The organism is Paenibacillus sp. FSL R10-2778, from assembly GCF_038593035.1.
Lineage (GTDB): Bacteria > Bacillota > Bacilli > Paenibacillales > Paenibacillaceae > Paenibacillus_AQ > Paenibacillus_AQ odorifer.
In genome coordinates, this window is record NZ_CP151956.1 from 3,990,788 (window position 1) to 4,007,537 (window position 16,750).

Sequence of the window (16,750 nt, forward strand, 5' to 3'; positions counted from 1 at the left end):
CGCCTCCTTTAATCTAACGGAAACCGTAGACCATCAAATATAATATTTTGCTTTGCGTTGACCTCTGTTGTTATATCTCCATTTACACCTACTGACACTGCGCTCGACGTTGGATCTACTTTTGATGTCCATGAGGATGTAAGCATTCTAGTGATTCGCACAGGTCGAAACTGCGTCGGCAAATTAAAAATCTTTGTACCCGCTGGTACGTCAGTAATGTTGTAATATACGTACCCACGAAATTCAATAAATCCTTTATTCACGCGATAAGCTAAATCGAAGGCAGTAAATCCGCTTAGCACTGCGGACGGTGTAATCCAAGGCCCTGCATCCTTCTCCGCTTTCTTGGCAGCTAACACACTAACGGTTGAGCTTATCTCTGTCACTGCATCTGTTAAATCATGAATTTGCATCTTCTCAGTGGCGGCGTACGCTCCTGATACCGAAGGTACTGGTGATTTATCCAGTTTGATGTAAGAGACGCTGTAGGAAGCAGCTGTATCGTAATTATCCGTCCATGCATAACGTGTACCATCTGCTAACTTATCAATATTCCAAAAATCAGGCAGACTGTTTTTAAATACTTGTTTAATTTCGGAGGCACGTTTTTTAAGGTTCGAATCTCCTCCATTACCCGCGTCATTGAGTCCAATGTAGTATACGTCTGATAGAGCATTTTTCTTTGGTCTCGCAGGCTCCTTCGATATATAACCACTGCCTACCTCGATAAAGTTATCGCCTTCGAGCAGAGAAAGAGCGCCATCCTCTTGTACCGTCTCCGTGGTCGGTGTTGCTAGACGGTATAGAAGTTGATACGGTGTCCAGCCCGAAGGTATTGTTGTTGGCAATACTCCTACCGGATTGCCAGCACTCAAAATCTCGACCCATCCTTTTGTTTGTCCGGCCGTACCGTTATATGGATTTGTAGCCACTCCACTAGCGCCGTTGTACATCCGCCAGCCATTAAAATAAGCCTTAATTTCGTCAGATGTAGGAGTGTAGGAGTCTCCCCAACCGGAGTCTGTGTTGGCAATAGTAATGTATAATACACCATTGTAAAGTGTTGATTGATCAGCAGCTGTATAAATACCCGCTGAAGGATATAAGGGGCTTCCGGTATACTTAGTCACCCGTTCTGATGTGTTCATGCCGCTAGGAGTTGGTAAAGTAACGCGTACACGTTTGTAACCTGTATAATTCGTATCGAATAACCACGACCAGTCACCCACAAGATTGGATTTACGCCATAACCTCGTCACCTCATACCGTCCGTTAACCTCACGCAGTATATCCGGTTCGTTGCCGTCATTTGGGCTAGCGTGTAACTCTACTCCACCAAAGGCGATAAGAGAGTCTTCGCGGGGCTGGAATGGTGTAGCGACACTGCCTAGTTCGAGTTGTGGATTGTTGAAGTTGTATGTCCCTATCTGGTTACTTGCCAAATTTATTAATATATAGTAATAACCCTCTGGTACAGTAAGTGGCTGATTTTGAATCCATCCACCACTAAGAACAGCTAAGTCATTCTTTTTGTTACTATCCAAATAACTTCCTACTGCCCCACTATTAGCCGTTATACCCTCAATACTTAAATAGTACGTTTTCCCAGGCATTACAGGAACAGCGCAACTGATTGCTTGCCACTCAGCAGTAGCCGTTAACACGCTCTGATATGGTCCGTTTGCCTTAGCGTTCGGGTTAAACGACCATGCCTTATCTGTAAATGGTGGCAACAGATTACGTCCATATCTCCGTACATATAACCCATCTACTCCATTAATACCAGGAGGTACATAAGGCAATAGAGCATCAATAGCAGCGCCTGTGATCGTGGTTCCGATGGCTGCATAGTCTGTTGCGGATACGGCGTATAGGCGTAATTCATCGTAATATACCGTGCTTGCTCCCGCGCTTCCATAACCAACTACAATCCTCAACCCATTGCCAACCAAAGAATTGTTTACTGGTAATTTAAGAGGTACAAACTGCCAACTACCAACAATACTTGTGTTTGGAGAGGTTGAGTATCTTATTGTATTTGTCCCCATATCATATAATGCAATTGTCGGGGCTCCCGCAGTGTAGGACTCAATAAATACCCAAACACCAAATACATATTGCAGCGCCTTATCAATTTGAACTGAGAAGTCACGCGTCATGTAGCTCCCGCCTGTTGAACCCGATGCCATCTTAAACGATGAAGCACCCGATTTTTTCTGAGCGGTAGAAATAGCCGGGAGTGTTGACCCAGCCAACGACCACCCCGTTAAACTCTCTCCACTCCCAGCCCCACCAAGTAAATCTATTAACGACCTCCCCTGTACCTTTAATCCTTGTAGTCTAGCGTTCTTTGTTGCGTTTAGAATTTGTTGTCCAGCCACTAAATTGATAGCTGTGAGAGATTCAGTATTTAGCCTGTTATTAATCGGAAGCACTGCTGCATCCGCTTTAGCCTGAGATCCTGTTGTTGTTTCTTTGGCGTTCCATGTTGCCTTTTCAGCATCAGTTGCAAAACGATGTGTGGCATCTTCTACAACTTCCGATCCGTTAACATTTCCCCATGATGAGCTTCCGGCTGTTGTTCCAGCTTTAAGTACTTTGCCATTGTTACTAGTACCCGTAGCTGGTACGTGTTGATTACCATCTCCTGTAGGATGTGTATAATTATTAGCTCCGGTAGCTACTCCAGACAATTTTGTCTTTTCCGCTGTCGTGTAATCATTGGTAGATAATTGCTTGCCGGATACCTTATCTACCTTATTACCAACAGTTGTGTCTATTTTATCCCAGTTATCATTGAGCATAGTATCGATGTTAAAAGTATCATTACCATCGGTAACTGGGTTAACTTTGAGTAAATTCAAATTGGGTGTATTACTGGACAACAGGCCCACCTCCCGCAAATTTATTTAATAGCGTCTGCTGCAATTGGTTGATTGTCATGATCTTATGCACCTCTTTGATAAGCAAATAACGGTAGGCATAAGACAAAGTCATATGAGCCGGTTTGATATCCTCTAAGGCTTTTTTAAGGTCATCTATGTTAATTGGCACACCCAATGTATCAATAAAGGTAATCACGATCTTATACTCAGCTGGAGATACAGCCACATCAACAGTGCCGCCGTCATATGCCTGTGCTACATTCTTAATCATGTCTCCAGATACCTTGCCAAATCCACGCATTTTTGAAATGATCACAGACCGCCGTTGCTCAGTAGGTTTGTTGGTATCGACTACGATTTGTAATTCCTCTTCGTATCTCCCCAATGCCCAAGTAGCCGACTCCGGGAATGCTTGGTTCAATAATTCTTCAACCCGTGCGCCAAGGAGATCAAACTCTGGTCCTTCACCGTTCATCAACTCGTTCATTTCGAGTATGTCGGCATAATAAGCTGGGAGATATCCTTTTAAATGGTCAGCCCCACTCATGTTACAGTCACCGTCCCAAGCACTGCTACAGCATCATCTGGTATCTGAATATTAACTGTTTGATTGTTTACTTTCAGATTTGTATAATCAATCACCGGTGGTATATCTAATATTAGACTCTGTATCCGGGTATAACGGACTAACGAGTCAGTAAAGGCAAGAGTGGCCAGATAATTCCTAGTCGCTGTCTCCAACTGCGTTTTTACTTGATCCGTTGTAGCTCCACTTGCAAGAGTTACACTCACCGATATATTAATAGGAAACTCAGTAGCCCCAACTACCGTAACAACTGCACCGATCGGTGCTACTCCTTCACCCATCCCGTCCTTTGTCGGATCAATAAAATTCTGAACAGCCTCTACAATCGCTGTCGATGGTTTTCTCATATCATTGTTTAGCAACACTACCTTAACGGTACCAGGTCCATTCCATAGAGGGAACGCCTTAGCCCGACCAACACCGCTGATTTCCCGAGCCCATTGCTCATATTGGTATCTGTTACCGCTGGTGACTGGTTTGGTTATCCGCTCCTGATACCTCTCGTAGAGCGCTTTATCCGTTTCCCGGTCCACTCCGGCAACAAGCAGTTCTGTCAGTTCGGCCCGAGCTAGGTTATTAATAAAATCAATTGGCAGTAGTGCCCCGAATGTTTGATTTCCAGCAGCTCCTACAGTTTCTGATTCCATCCGGTAATTACCAAGAGAAAGCCGTTCTATTGCCTTGTAGTTGATATCACCTATTGCAAACCGACTGCCTACCGGGATATCTAAAAGTGTATTGGATGAATTGTAAAACAACCCTCTTAATTGCGCTTTAGTAGCCACCTTTCTGGTAACACCTGACCATGCTACTGCCCGATCTAAGTAATCACCACTCGTTGTGTCTGCGAAGATCAGGTTTGTATTAATATCTAACTCGACATACATCTGAGCTAATTCCATTGCTGCTGGAGCCATAGCATCATAAATAATGCTACCTTCTCGCTTGTCCAGCCCATCTGGTACCCTGTCTAACATCCGTTCTAAGATCGTTTCAAACGTTTGATCTTCATACACCACCATTCACCTCCAATCGGTCTGTATAGTTTCCGTAATCACTCTCTACGTCAAACAAGACGAGCACCGCATCGCCATCATAGGTAAATCTAAAGTTGGTTACAGAAACGATACGATCATCCTGCAGTAACGCTTCCCTAGTCCATCGTTCCACTTCAGTTTCAAACACCGCACGGCCCCGCATCGCTCCAACATCTGCCTCACTACCGTAATTGTCACTGTAAATCAGGTTTTCAAATCGGATTGTCGAGAGTATTTTTATAACTGCCTGTTTTACGGCATCCAATCCATCCACTACCACAGATCCTATACGCCCATTTACAAGGTCTAATTTATAAGTAAGACTTGGTTGGGGTGTATCCTCCATATCCTCATTCAGCAGCACATTATCGCTCTGTGGTATCAAACGCTCACCACCCTATCCATGATTACGTAGCGTTGACCACCTTGCATGCGGATAAGTAAAAGTTTATCTCCAGTAGCTAACGGCTTACGAATTACGTATTCTTGGATTCCTATTGATATTTTCTGTTCAGATAAGGTTTCCGGAACAATTAAAAAATCCTCCGTAAGTGAAAGCCGATTATCGACCAACACTACAAGAGGATTAATTTTTTCTACAATTCCTAGCTGTACCAGAACTGGACCAGCAGCATTCACCGCTTCAGTGGCAGCGCGTTTTATCGCATCTATCATGATCACACCAACCTTAGCTCTAAGTCCATGGTATGCACTCCGCCTTCTTTCTTATGAGTACATTCATCGACTAGGAAGAATTTATTTATGTTCATTGTGTTGATATATAAATTAACGTAGCATCCTGCACGCATCCGGTAATCTCCAAGGGCCTCTATACTAAGCGTCCGCTTCTCTCGATTCTTCATGAACAGTTGCTGAGTTAGTTGCTCAGTAATTTGAGCCTGATTCAGATTCTCATCTACTGACTCGTAGAGTTGTAGCAATCCCCACTTAGCAATGCTGGCGCTATCTTTGGTAACGTAAGTTTCCCGCTTACCAGTCTCCTTGTTGTCTCTGTACAATACAATTTGATTGTATGTCTCATCGTCAATGTTGCGGCTGTAAGAATAATCCGTCATGAGTGAATCATCACCCACCACAAAAGGAAAGCGCATATTAGAAGCATTACGTATCGTCAAGCTCCCAAAATCGTCAAAGAATACGAAGTTGGTCCCGTAGTTAATCAGGGTCTCATCTAACGCCATGCAGATCATATCGATAAACGTTTTATCGTCGCGGATCTGGGAAGGAATAATGTATTTTGTATCTTCCAGCGTTCCGGTCTTGAGCTGCATGTCTTGAGCGATCTTTTGAACTACCTGAGTTGCTGTCTGTTTCGTAAATACATAAGTTCCGCTATTCATCAGATACCGGATCTGATCATAAGCAAGGATGCTTATTTCTTCCGTCTTACCAGTTTCAATACTGAAAATATATCCATAGAAAACCTTATGTCCCTCATCTGTGTACCTAACCACATCACCATTATTCAGTTGGAATTTTTTATCTTGCCATGGGCCATGGTCTACAAGGGTGAATTCTAAGGATGCCGCCTTACCTATACGGATCGTCTTCCAAGATATATCAGTAACGATGCTGGAAACATCCCAGACGGTGCCATTTTTATTATCGATCAATAACTCCATGTATCATCACCCCGGTAGCTTCAGAACAGAGCCGATTTTGAGTGTCTTCAGCTGCGCGTCTGTTAAGCCGTTTAACTTCTGAATCTCTTTCCACCGGCTGCCGTCACCGAGTTCTCTTTTAGCTATCTTCATCAAGGTGTCCCCGGATTTGATGGTAACTGTTTTGGACTTAGTACGTTCATCTGCGCGTTTCGCTGGCTCTTTCTTAGTGGTTGTTGTTGTACCAGCTGGTGTTGTATTTGTCTTCAACGTCACCTTTTTAGCAGCGTAAAAGACATACTCCTTCAGGCTAATTTCATATTCAAAATCTCCCGGGCTCCCAGCAACCTCTTTATAATTAAATTCTTCGATACTGGCAGCAATATTTATTTTGAGACCCGTTGACGTAAAAATAAACCGGATCGGCTTGCGCTTGTTCATCCAGGTTTCAATTAATTGGATGTAGTCCGCGGGTTGCCCCCAGTTTTTTGATGATACATAGCTTGGTACAGTACCACCGACTGCGATAGCCGGAAAAAAACTACTAAAGCTAATCTCTTTCAGCTTAGCGGCCTTGATTACATTAATTTCACCAAGATCCGTTATATCATAAGTCTCTCCGTCGCCTTCCCCGCCGATCTCTATTTCTTCCGGAAGGACGGGGATTTCAAACCATATTGCGCGGTTGTTAAAACTCAGTTCGATGCTGTAGTCATTAGCCACGCTATCGCCTCCTTTAGCTATAGAGACCCTTTGCAGTACTAGCTATATCTTCGTTAAGTTTAGTTTCAATCTTCTTAACAATGGAATCGACATTAGCCTCATTGGTTACTGGTCCTGTCTTGACCTGAATAGTCGGTGTCAATGTCACAAAGTTTTGAATGTTCTTCATTTCCGCGACATCGCGCATAATCTTCAGGTCTTCTTTAGAGATATCAATAGGATTCTCTACTTTGCCGACCTTATCGACTTTTTTTAACTTATCAGTTTTTGGAGCTGCAGCAGCTGCGGCACCACCACCAGCAGAAAACCCCATTCCAGCCACCTTATCATCTTTTCCTGATTTTGCATTTTTAGCGTTCTCAGCAGCTGCTTCAGATTCACGTTTCGTTGCACGCTCATCTAACATTTTTTGAACTTTAGCTTCACGTTCTTTAGCTTTTGTTGCAGCACTATTTTCCATTGCAGTTATGTTTGCCGCCCTCTGTTGCTTCGCAGCTTCTTCTTCTGCTGCTTTTCCAGCAGCTAATTCTATGTGACTAATAGTCTCAAGTTCAACAAATGGCAGTTTGTTCAATGTATTAATCAAATCATTAATACGATCTATAGCACCATTTGCCAAATCCTCCATAAATGTTAGTGACTTGGTTTTTGCCCAACCGAAAGCATCAGCTATTGCATATCCTATACGCGCAAAGAAAATCGGCACCTGATCAAAAAAGTTAAACAAACCATTCCAAGTCCTTTGCCACCCTGCTGCAAAGGTATCATTTGTTTGGTATAACTTCCATAGCCAAGCTATCACTGCAATTACTACAGTAACTATAGCTATAAATAAATTTGCTTTCATAGCAGCATTTAGACCTCTCCAAGCGAGCGCTAATCCCCCCGTAGCAGCTGTTTGAAGAAACACTGCTGCCGTCATTATTCCTGTTCCAATTGAAGCAAATATAGAGGCAGATCCAACAGCCATAGATGCGAGTTTCCACGCCGTTAAAGCCGCTGCAATCCCCCAAACGATTGGCTCAATAGTTGTCCAATTCGTAGTAATATAGCTATAAACCTGTGCAGCGGCATCCCCTAACGAGACAACAATATCAACAGTTGTGGTGATGCCTTCGCTTAAACCACTCAAAAATTGTTCTCCGTCACTGGTACTTAACCATGCAGTTAGATCCTGTAGCATCTTAGTAATCCTACTAAGAGGGCCTTCTGCCCCGTTAATTGTTCCAATCCATTCAGCTACTTTGTTCTTCATAATTGTCATTGCCGAACCAAAAGTCATAGGCATTTGACTAAACATCTTATCGATTTTTCCGCTTTGCTTTTCAAATGCTTTAACAATCATCGCAGATGTTAGTTTACCATCAGCTCCCATTGCTTTAAGCTCCCCGCGTGCTACCCCTAGTCCCTCCGCTAATAGACTCATCACCGCAGGAGCATTTTCACTAAGGGACCTTAATTCATCACCTTGTAAAACCCCACTCCCGAGCGCTTGCCCCATTTGCAATATAGAGGCAGTCGTTTCTTGGGCTCCTGCACCTGAGATTACCAAAGCTTTGTTGAAGCTCTTCGTGAATTTAATAATATCGTCATCTGTTTTAAAAATACCCTGAGTACTCATAGCGAGTTTAGTGACCATATCCGCTGTAGCTTGGTAGTTTGCCCGAGTTTCATTCGCCGCGTCCATTACCTGGCGTTGTAACTCTAGCTGTGTTCGAAGGCCATCATTAACCATTGCTAATCTAGCGTTAGTCAACGCCACATCATCTGATGTTTCCAAAAGTTTTTTAGCTGCAGCAATAGATAGATAAGCTGCGACTACATTTTTGAGGATACTTAGCCAATTAGAAGTGTTTTTCGTTGCATTATTAATTTGTCCGTTCACCCTAGACTGTAGGTCAGCAATTTGCCGTTCTAACCTAGCGATACGTTCTAGAGCTCTTTGCAATTCACCCGCATCTGCACTGCGTGTTCTTAATTGTCGCGTTGATCTAATGAGTTGGGATACCAAGCGTTGGAGATTTGTAAACATAGCCTCCAAAGACCTGGGCAGCTCAATCCGAATCTGTGCAACAACGCTACTTAATTCAGATTCAATCTGTCTTTTTATAATCGCAATTTGCGATGAAATATCAGCGGCATCGATTTTTATTTTAATTGATGATTCTTCACCGCCTAACCGCTGCCTGATTACCGCTAATTGCTGTAATATTTCTGTGGTGTTAATGTTTATTCGTATCAGGCTACCTGTTCCTAGAGCTGCAATCTGCTGTTTAATCATATCTAAATTACTGATCACATCAAACGCGCTGATTCTTAATACCATCGGATTCTGCATTTGAGATTGCAATCGTGCCATTAACTGAATAGTAGCTGCTAAAGAAGCGTTAACCTGATTCAAGCGCTGACTAAAGACATCATTTAATGCAAGACTCGCTGCTATGTTTGGCAATTTGGCTTCCTCCTTTCTACACAACATAAAAAAGCACTCCACGTTGGAGTGCTTCATTAACTACAATTGAACTGATTGCTTTGGATTGTTCGTTATTATTGGTCTAAGCTTATGTGTTATTTTTTGTGCCGATGCTGCTGTTTGACCTCCATCAAACATGAGTGCGGCCATCTCACCGTTAGAATTCGTATAGTTAATTATAAGATAATGCGTGTTAGTTCTTTTTTCTTTGTTCGTCGCTCTTGATCCGACAATTAAACCAATTGGGCCAAACAACAACCCTCCAGCGATTCCTTTAGCTGCACTACTATGGACTATATTTGCAATTTCCGTATCCGTTTTTACTTCTACAGCCCTTATCTGAGAGTTGTTAATGTTAAAGTCAGTGCCACCCCCATCTATCACCAGTTTATCTTGTGTTACAGATAGGTTGCACAATGTTCCCTCACCTAAAGGCAATCCTTCAACATGGTCCAATGCACTTGTTACTAAAAACTCATTTTTATCATCGTTTGAGTCTAAATGGTTATGTGGTTTAACTCTAAGGAAATAACCTAAAGCAAAGAAAATCAAAGTAAATACTACACCAATTGTCCCTCCATTTACATCAGGCTTAACAAACAAAAATATAGTGAATGTCAAGAAGAATATAGAGGCGATGAAACAAAGCACTGCTAAAACATTACGTAAGCCTTTCATATAAATTCCACTCCCAGAGGTAATATTTACTAACAATATACCAAACAGGGAATGAACGGTCTATTACTTTTTGCGTCCTTTAGAACTGGTCCTAGACGCTTGTTTCTTTTCCTTATCTACCCGGAGAGAGATCATCGCATATATAGCGGCTCGTTCCCTCTGTCCCATCGCCATAAGGTCATGCGGTAAAATGTGAAGCTCATGGAGGGCGTAGTAAGCTAAGTTAGCCTCACCGTCACCCTCCTCTATTAGTTTTTTACTTCTTCTATCTGCTCATTGATATCTTGATCAAAACCATTTAGTGTCTGTACCCGTTCGCTGAGGGCTGAGAATTCGCCAGGAAGCAGCATTTTGCGTAACAGAACTTCTGAACCAAGTACTCCATAGGATTTTTGAATTTCTGCATTTTTGAGATCCGGATAAGATACAGAAGCCACCACCATTTTTGCCATGTATTCATTAGCATCCATTTCAGATGTAAATTGTCCGTATTTACCTTTGATTCGCTTCGTGGCAGCCTTACGAAGTTCTTTATTTTCTTCTTCAGTGATACTACGTAGCTTCCAAGGAATCGCCTTTCCATCTTTATCTTTAAATCTAGGGGAGACCACGAAATCCTCTGTAGTCTCCACCGCTGCGTTTTGTGCGTAGAATGCTGTGAAATCGCTCATAATATTAATTCCTCCTGAAATTTATTTTAATTGGCTGGTGGGTTAAATGCTTGACCCATATCAATATCCTCAAAGGTAAAATCGATATCCTCTTCTAGTGCATCAGATTCTGTATCCAGCGATACCATAACTACACTATCAAGGTTCACACCTAGTAGAGTAATTGTTTGAGACCCAATGGTAGATCCCGGATCTTCATTAGTTACCGTAATATCAAAGTTGGTATCTCTACCCGTTTTGATATAATCGATCATCAACTGGCGGAAACGACTTGTTACATAATAGATCGTCATGCTGCCGGTACCCGACCATCCAGTAGTTTTATGCTGGGTACCACGGCGGCCTAATGTTTTAACTTCAGCCTTCTCCTTTTCTACTGATGCTTCAAGAGTCTTGATGTAGAACATTTCCTCTACCTGACCATTGATTGTGGCGTAAGCCCGCCCCTCTTGTCCGCTAATTGTGTCATTCGCCTTTAAAAACGACATTTATCTCACCTGCACTTTCATATATACTTTTTCGATACTATCTACTGGTTGAATATTGGCTTCCACGTAGATGGCATCTGAATCAACACCAGGAAGTACCGTGATATCCGTCTGAGCATCAAAATTTTGAATGGCATCAATCCCCTGCAAGCTATCCAAATAGATAACTGCCTCTTTACGAAACAGAGCTCGACCATCAACATTATTTGACACCTTACCGATGTAAAATGATTCAAAGATACGCTTCAGATCATTCGCAATACCATCCAATACTCGGAGCACACGGTTTTTTTGAAGTTGTTTTCCCTTCTTTGGAGTGTAAGAGAGGAACGTATTAATATCCTGTTCTATCACAGCCCGATTAACGGAAGGGGTAAAGACAAATTCTCCGGCTTTCAGAGCTGCTTCAATTTGTGTGCTCGTATACCTTGGTGCCACATCTACAGCATCGTCGTATGCCGAATAAGTAAGAGACTCATTCATCTCAGCTGCTGCCGAAGCACCTGCTACCCAAGCAGTAGCCTGGGCTGCTGTAAGTATGGTCCCGTCTGAAAGTACCACGCCATTCTTGACGCTGATTACACCTTCAAAATCGGCTACAGGGTAGTTCTCAAGTGCTGCCTGTATCTTTTTACCCTCTGACTCTCTCAAGCGCCGTACAAAGGCAGCATAGACAGCTTTGAGCGCATTGTCCGTGGATGTCAGTGCCACTGTCTGGAAATCATACAGCTCTAGTGCAGCTAGATATGCAGTATGATCCGCATTAGTAACAGTGCCATTTGCACCACCAATCAAAGGAGCTCCAGCATTTGCAGTTAGTGTGCCGGTCCCGCTCCATATAATCCAGTCATTCGGGATGAGCCCCGCAATATTAGCGACTACCTGCGTGTCCACTACTGCATTATCCAGCAACGTTTTTACATCAAACTTGCTACTATCGTCGATGTTGGTTTGTACGACAACCTTCAGGCTATTACCTCTCGTACCACCGTATCTGGCTGTAGCCATCAGAGTGCCTACTGATACAGTCGCTTTAACTCCTTCGTTAAGCTTGTAAAGCAACACTGTACGTGCTCGTTTCAGTGCCTCACGCACTAGCAATAGTTCCGGGGCTGTAATGTCATAGCCAAGCATTTTGAATGTATCCTCACCAGCTATAATCGGTGTGATGACCTTAGCCGCTCCCCATGGGAGAGTTAGCGCTAAAGAGGTTATTCCCCTGCTGCCAACCGTACCCAATGCCCCGCCAGACGTTTCCACGTTAACATATACACCGGGTCTTACTTTATTTTGAGTGGTCCATGTTCCACCGGCCATAATCTACTCAGCCTCCTTATTCTTAAAATCATCGATCACTTGTTGCGCCTCAAAAGCTGTATACAGTTTCTCTGGCTCCAGTAGCGCCGATAAGATGTCTTTGTCTTGATATGAATACTTAGCAGAAGCTAAGAACTGCTCTTTGGTAAATGACCCCTCAATCGGTGTCTCAGCTGTCTTAATGCTTTTCTCACTCACTTAATACCGCCTCCTTGCTTCATAGTCTGCATTTTAATATCCGGTGCTTTATCCCGGATCAGGTGAACATTGTACTCAACGAAGAAATGCAATACTCCATCCACTATTTCATGCCTCATACCTGTTCCCCGGTAAAGCCCATCATGCCCAGTTACATATTCCAACTCGGAATACAATTGTTCAGATATTAGCTCGCATTCTTCTCGGGGAGCCGCTGATTCCTGTTGCGGGAAGTAATGAACGTCAAAGGGATTGAAACGATGATAGCGCCGGTTAACCCCTCGGACCTGACTACTTTCCAATAACAGCACAAAAAAGCACGGCTGCTGCATGCCCTGCTCCACTGCTTCGTCATAAACCGGATACTCCGGAGTAAATAACGATAGCTTTTTTATGAGTGCGTTTTTTATATCCTGCATACTCACCGCCCCATATGCTTATTAAGGAATTTCTGAAACTTTCGTTCTATGATAGCTGGCATTTCCCTCTCCAACTCCTGCTCCGATAGCGTTAACATAAACCTACCGTTAACCCAACCAGTACGGAGTCGAGTGACATGCCCGAATTCCACATATAGCGCATACTCCACGTTATTTGTGATCTCAACATGCACCCCACCGCCTGGTAACTTTACCACCTGCCCGATCTGCCATCCCCGCCGCAAGTCTCCAGTCAGTACGGGAGTCCGAGCTATAGCCTTTGCCAACAGCCGTCCAGCCAATTCCCGGATGCATTCCTCCATAAAGGCTGGGAACTCTTTCTGCATCTGAACCATACTTTTATGCAGCTTCTTCAAATCAGTGAAATCGAACTTCCCCATACTCATGCGTTCAGGACCTCTTTTAGCTTAATCTCCTGATGAGTAGCATATCTAAATGCCTTACCCGTCTGCTCTCCTTTGAACTCCATGCCGTTCTGCTGAACCGTGATTCGGCTTCCTGGCTTGATAGTTACATCAGGAGAGATAAACAGCTTAGCATCATAATTGACCTGATCCGCTGTCACTGTTTGTGTGGCAGCAGGTAAGGATGACTGAGAGAGTCCACACGGTTCATTAGCCAAGACAATGATAGTTTGCTGACGTGTTTTACCGGTTACTGGATCTTTTACATCCTTCATTTCCGAAACAGTACATAAACCTTCATAGGTGCTCTCCAGCGCTGCACGTTCCGCAGCTACCATTCCAAATTGCATAGTTACCACCTCAATCTGCGGAACGCTTGCAACTGAGCCGCATAATTCCGCACGAAAGCTGCTCCAGATCCGACCGTAACCGTAGCCTTAGCGGATCCGAACGCTGTTGTAACATCCCCACGTTTGATACTAGTAACTGCTGGTGCTGTTTGTTCGAATTCTGTCGGGTACTTCGTCCGGTAGTAATCCTCAGCTATATGCAGAACCACGTTATCTAACGCTTCAGGAATAGAAGAAATGTTGCAATAGGTCTTTATCTCCTGAACAATGGTCTCCAGAGCAAACAGTAACCTTTGATCCTTGGAGGTATCCTCTATTGTGATTGAGAGCAATTGTTTTAGCTTAGGTAGATATTTAAGATACTCCTCCATCAGACTCACCAGCTTTCAGGATAGCTGCAAGAACGTCCTCCCTTTTGGTAGCCTCACCGAGATCAATGTTATGATCTTTAGCGTACACCTTGAGTGCAGGCAACTTCATCTCTTCCAAAGGAACAGATTCTTCAGGGACTTCCTCTCCGATAGCACCCAATTCTTGCAATCGTAAAGCCTGTTTATCATCTAATTCAATTTCCCCAGAAGCAACAATAACCCCGCCTTGAAGGACGGGGGTCATAACTTTATATTTAGTCATATTTATAATAGCTCCTCTCTTAGACCGATAGGCGATAGATTTGGGATGGTTGTTTGATACCTACAAACGCCGATTCCCCTACATAGATTTCATCTTGTGGCGGTGGACCAAGATCACTTTTTGTAACAACATAAATGCCGGGCTCAAAGCCCTTTTCTACTGTAGGGCCGTGAACTGTGATAACTGGCTGCGCTCCTAGTAACGCCACAGTTCTCACAGGAAGCAAGCGAGATGCTGCCGCTCCTTCCAATGAGATTTGATCGTCATTGATCCGGATTTGAATTGTAGCGTCGGCCGCTTGAGCCAGAAGAGCCTCAACCTGTGAACGATTTGGAATCATCGAACTATTTACTCCGAAGATAGCCCCTCTTATTTGCTCATTGAGTGTGATATCAAGCATTACGCTGCTGGACATATCAATATATACCGGCGCCAAGCCACCGTTTGCGTCTTTATATGCTTGTACAGCTGTCCGTAGATCATCTAATGGTGTAGAAGTCGCGCGATTACTCCATGCCGTTGCTGTTGGGACGATAGGAGATACTCCGAAACTAACATTAATCAGAACGTCATCCCCAGATTTGTACACAATGCTTCCCCCATAAGTGGCTTGAGCACGCAACCATTCTTCAATATCTCTAACGCCTTCGATCAATCGGTCAGTTTGATCATAAACCTTTTGAATAGCGCGCTCCCTTTCAGCTTGCACCCGCGGATTCATAAATTTAAGCTGTTCACGCTCATCAATCCGTACACCGTGCTGGATCTTTGCTACTTCTTGAGTCAGTGTTTTGAATCCTTGCTTATCACGAAGTGGAGCTCCAGCATTCCATCCGGTAATAGAAGCCGATGGCACATACGTTTGTGTGAATACGTCATAATCGAACGACAGATCATATACCGTGTCGTGATCACTGATAGCATCAAGCAAGTATTTTTTTGGCAAAATCCGGTTCTCTACATATCCCATAAATTGAGGTTGTTTAAATTGATCCAGTGAAAGAATTCCCATTCTTTATTCACCCTTCCTTTTCTATTTTAGTAGTATCTATAACGACCGCCAGCAGCTGTCTTAAATGCTGCTGTAACCCCAGTGAGTTTACTTGCAACAACCAGCGCCTCAGCCCATGCACCCACAATCACATTCACAGTAGTAGCTTCGCCCGTAAATACATCGTGGTTCGTCAGATATGGTGTACCTGTATCAGCATCTGCCCAAGGTTTAGCCAATTTGTTTGCCTGGATGCTAACTGCTGTACCAGCTGGAATCAATGTGTTTAGTACGAATTTAGTGCCATCCAGAGTAATGCCCCCGACTTTTTCGATAGATCCTTTAACTGTATAGAGAATTTCCTTTTGTGATCCGTATTCCTTAACTCTTGGATTCAAATTCATTTTTTCTCACTCCCTTGGTTTCTTTGTTCTGCAATAGACTTCCCGGCGTTGTACCCTTCAGGCGTAGTACCAACAGGTTTTGTTGCATCAAGCGGTGTTGTCCCTCTGAATGAGGGAGCCGGCTGTTGCTGCTGTGGATCGGCTTCCGGCTTGAACAGGTATGCATCAGTACTTTTTAAGCCTGTGAGTTGTTCATCCAAGCCGACCAAATTCCCATCATCACCAAATATCAGCCTGGTCTTGTCAATCAAACCAGTTACCACCTTCTCGTTATGCACCTTACCAGTGAGTACAGCAGTAATGGCATTGTCCAACTTGATCTGTTGCAGGTCGGCATCATATTTGTCCTTTGCCGTCTTGTTATCAGTCTTGAGCTGGTCAATCTGCTTCTTCAGATCATCTGACAGTCCGGCAGCTTTACTCAGATCCTCGATTTGCTTGTCCCGCTCAGCGACATCCTTCTCTGCCTGCTGCTTGGCCGTAGAAACATCGTTATACTGACTCTTCGGAACAAAGTGCTTCGGAATCTCTTTGCCAGCATCTGCAATAGCTCCGTCAATCTTGGAATCTTCAACACCCAACTTCTTCAATAACTCTTTCAGCCAATCCATTTATCATCTACCTCCATAGATTTGTATAGCTGCTCTCCAGCTTAGGGAGTGAACCGATATGCTCCGGTTCATGAGCAAATAGGCCGCGGAAGTCTCAACCACGGCCTAACTTTTCTTATCGCGTTTCCAAATATCCGAAAATCTCATGTGGCATCCTAAAGGCGTCTTCATGATTCCGACTTTGTTAAACCAATGATATAGCCCTACTCGTTGGGAACGAAAGAATACGTAAATCAGCT

The 16,750-nt window shown here is 43.6% G+C and carries 21 protein-coding genes; all 21 read right to left on the reverse strand.

What is annotated here, in order from left to right:
• Window positions 1–8: 8 nt before the first annotated feature.
• Window positions 9–2,885 carry a hypothetical protein gene (locus NST40_RS17965; RefSeq protein WP_342409820.1) on the reverse strand — a complete coding sequence of 959 codons (2,877 nt, stop codon included), beginning with the start codon at window positions 2,883–2,885 and terminating at the stop codon, window positions 9–11.
• Window positions 2,875–3,432: a YmfQ family protein gene (locus NST40_RS17970; RefSeq protein ID WP_339246915.1), complete on the reverse strand. Its 558-nt coding sequence runs from the start codon at window positions 3,430–3,432 to the stop codon at window positions 2,875–2,877. Before NST40_RS17970 ends, NST40_RS17965 begins: the two co-directional genes overlap by 11 nt.
• Window positions 3,429–4,487 carry a baseplate J/gp47 family protein gene (locus tag NST40_RS17975; RefSeq protein ID WP_342409821.1) on the reverse strand — a complete coding sequence of 353 codons (1,059 nt, stop codon included), beginning with the start codon at window positions 4,485–4,487 and terminating at the stop codon, window positions 3,429–3,431. The genes NST40_RS17970 and NST40_RS17975 overlap by 4 nt, the downstream gene beginning before the upstream one ends.
• On the reverse strand, window positions 4,480–4,893 hold the full coding sequence (locus NST40_RS17980; RefSeq protein ID WP_339246909.1) for a DUF2634 domain-containing protein: 414 nt from the start codon (window positions 4,891–4,893) through the stop codon (window positions 4,480–4,482). The genes NST40_RS17975 and NST40_RS17980 overlap by 8 nt, the downstream gene beginning before the upstream one ends.
• Window positions 4,890–5,183, reverse strand: coding sequence for a DUF2577 domain-containing protein (locus tag NST40_RS17985; RefSeq protein WP_339246908.1), 294 nt, complete (start codon window positions 5,181–5,183; stop codon window positions 4,890–4,892). The genes NST40_RS17980 and NST40_RS17985 overlap by 4 nt, the downstream gene beginning before the upstream one ends.
• Before the next feature lie 2 nt (window positions 5,184–5,185).
• Window positions 5,186–6,151 (reverse strand): hypothetical protein, encoded by a 966-nt coding sequence (locus NST40_RS17990; protein ID WP_342409822.1) that lies wholly within the window; start codon window positions 6,149–6,151, stop codon window positions 5,186–5,188.
• Window positions 6,152–6,157: 6 nt separating this feature from the next.
• Window positions 6,158–6,853, reverse strand: coding sequence for a LysM peptidoglycan-binding domain-containing protein (locus NST40_RS17995; RefSeq protein ID WP_076208585.1), 696 nt, complete (start codon window positions 6,851–6,853; stop codon window positions 6,158–6,160).
• Window positions 6,854–6,866: 13 nt separating this feature from the next.
• Window positions 6,867–9,305 carry a tape measure protein gene (locus tag NST40_RS18000; protein ID WP_342409823.1) on the reverse strand — a complete coding sequence of 813 codons (2,439 nt, stop codon included), beginning with the start codon at window positions 9,303–9,305 and terminating at the stop codon, window positions 6,867–6,869.
• A gap of 60 nt (window positions 9,306–9,365) precedes the next feature.
• Window positions 9,366–10,004 (reverse strand): hypothetical protein, encoded by a 639-nt coding sequence (locus NST40_RS18005; protein WP_342409824.1) that lies wholly within the window; start codon window positions 10,002–10,004, stop codon window positions 9,366–9,368.
• Window positions 10,005–10,252: 248 nt separating this feature from the next.
• Window positions 10,253–10,675 (reverse strand): phage portal protein, encoded by a 423-nt coding sequence (locus NST40_RS18010; protein ID WP_342409825.1) that lies wholly within the window; start codon window positions 10,673–10,675, stop codon window positions 10,253–10,255.
• A gap of 26 nt (window positions 10,676–10,701) precedes the next feature.
• Entirely contained in the window at window positions 10,702–11,163 is a 462-nt protein-coding gene (locus NST40_RS18015) for a phage tail tube protein (protein WP_076208586.1), read from the reverse strand.
• The gene (locus NST40_RS18020; RefSeq protein WP_342409826.1) at window positions 11,164–12,480 is read right to left on the reverse strand and encodes a phage tail sheath family protein; all 1,317 of its coding nucleotides are present in this window, start codon (window positions 12,478–12,480) and stop codon (window positions 11,164–11,166) included.
• Window positions 12,481–12,483: 3 nt separating this feature from the next.
• Entirely contained in the window at window positions 12,484–12,678 is a 195-nt protein-coding gene (locus NST40_RS18025; protein ID WP_340034036.1) for a hypothetical protein, read from the reverse strand.
• Window positions 12,675–13,097 (reverse strand): DUF6838 family protein, encoded by a 423-nt coding sequence (locus tag NST40_RS18030; RefSeq protein WP_342409827.1) that lies wholly within the window; start codon window positions 13,095–13,097, stop codon window positions 12,675–12,677. The genes NST40_RS18025 and NST40_RS18030 overlap by 4 nt, the downstream gene beginning before the upstream one ends.
• A gap of 2 nt (window positions 13,098–13,099) precedes the next feature.
• A complete protein-coding gene (locus NST40_RS18035) occupies window positions 13,100–13,504 on the reverse strand; it encodes an HK97 gp10 family phage protein (protein WP_076296346.1) in 405 nt (134 codons plus the stop codon).
• On the reverse strand, window positions 13,501–13,872 hold the full coding sequence (locus tag NST40_RS18040; protein WP_342409828.1) for an ABC transporter ATP-binding protein: 372 nt from the start codon (window positions 13,870–13,872) through the stop codon (window positions 13,501–13,503). The genes NST40_RS18035 and NST40_RS18040 overlap by 4 nt, the downstream gene beginning before the upstream one ends.
• A gap of 2 nt (window positions 13,873–13,874) precedes the next feature.
• On the reverse strand, window positions 13,875–14,243 hold the full coding sequence (locus tag NST40_RS18045) for a phage head-tail connector protein (protein WP_076303918.1): 369 nt from the start codon (window positions 14,241–14,243) through the stop codon (window positions 13,875–13,877).
• Complete coding sequence (locus tag NST40_RS18050; RefSeq protein ID WP_342409829.1) at window positions 14,227–14,505, reverse strand: hypothetical protein; 279 nt, start codon at window positions 14,503–14,505, stop codon at window positions 14,227–14,229. Before NST40_RS18050 ends, NST40_RS18045 begins: the two co-directional genes overlap by 17 nt.
• 19 nt (window positions 14,506–14,524) lie before the next feature.
• The gene (locus NST40_RS18055) at window positions 14,525–15,517 is read right to left on the reverse strand and encodes a major capsid protein (RefSeq protein WP_342409830.1); all 993 of its coding nucleotides are present in this window, start codon (window positions 15,515–15,517) and stop codon (window positions 14,525–14,527) included.
• 26 nt (window positions 15,518–15,543) lie between these two features.
• Complete coding sequence (locus NST40_RS18060) at window positions 15,544–15,900, reverse strand: hypothetical protein (protein ID WP_342409831.1); 357 nt, start codon at window positions 15,898–15,900, stop codon at window positions 15,544–15,546.
• Window positions 15,897–16,511, reverse strand: coding sequence for a phage scaffolding protein (locus tag NST40_RS18065; protein ID WP_342409832.1), 615 nt, complete (start codon window positions 16,509–16,511; stop codon window positions 15,897–15,899). Before NST40_RS18065 ends, NST40_RS18060 begins: the two co-directional genes overlap by 4 nt.
• Between the last annotated feature and the right edge of the window lie 239 nt (window positions 16,512–16,750).

Coding starts and splice junctions, on each gene's coding strand:
- NST40_RS18010 (WP_342409825.1), bottom strand. CDS start 10,675: ATGAGCGATTTCACAGCATTCTACGCACAAAACGCAGCGGTGGAGACT.
- NST40_RS17985 (WP_339246908.1), bottom strand. CDS start 5,183: ATGATAGATGCGATAAAACGCGCTGCCACTGAAGCGGTGAATGCTGCT.
- NST40_RS17990 (WP_342409822.1), bottom strand. CDS start 6,151: ATGGAGTTATTGATCGATAATAAAAATGGCACCGTCTGGGATGTTTCC.
- NST40_RS18050 (WP_342409829.1), bottom strand. CDS start 14,505: ATGACTAAATATAAAGTTATGACCCCCGTCCTTCAAGGCGGGGTTATT.
- NST40_RS18020 (WP_342409826.1), bottom strand. CDS start 12,480: ATGGCCGGTGGAACATGGACCACTCAAAATAAAGTAAGACCCGGTGTA.
- NST40_RS18040 (WP_342409828.1), bottom strand. CDS start 13,872: ATGCAATTTGGAATGGTAGCTGCGGAACGTGCAGCGCTGGAGAGCACC.
- NST40_RS18030 (WP_342409827.1), bottom strand. CDS start 13,097: ATGCAGGATATAAAAAACGCACTCATAAAAAAGCTATCGTTATTTACT.
- NST40_RS18055 (WP_342409830.1), bottom strand. CDS start 15,517: ATGGGAATTCTTTCACTGGATCAATTTAAACAACCTCAATTTATGGGA.
- NST40_RS18035 (WP_076296346.1), bottom strand. CDS start 13,504: ATGAGTATGGGGAAGTTCGATTTCACTGATTTGAAGAAGCTGCATAAA.
- NST40_RS18015 (WP_076208586.1), bottom strand. CDS start 11,163: ATGTCGTTTTTAAAGGCGAATGACACAATTAGCGGACAAGAGGGGCGG.
- NST40_RS18060 (WP_342409831.1), bottom strand. CDS start 15,900: ATGAATTTGAATCCAAGAGTTAAGGAATACGGATCACAAAAGGAAATT.
- NST40_RS18065 (WP_342409832.1), bottom strand. CDS start 16,511: ATGGATTGGCTGAAAGAGTTATTGAAGAAGTTGGGTGTTGAAGATTCC.
- NST40_RS18005 (WP_342409824.1), bottom strand. CDS start 10,004: ATGAAAGGCTTACGTAATGTTTTAGCAGTGCTTTGTTTCATCGCCTCT.
- NST40_RS17970 (WP_339246915.1), bottom strand. CDS start 3,432: ATGAGTGGGGCTGACCATTTAAAAGGATATCTCCCAGCTTATTATGCC.
- NST40_RS18045 (WP_076303918.1), bottom strand. CDS start 14,243: ATGGAGGAGTATCTTAAATATCTACCTAAGCTAAAACAATTGCTCTCA.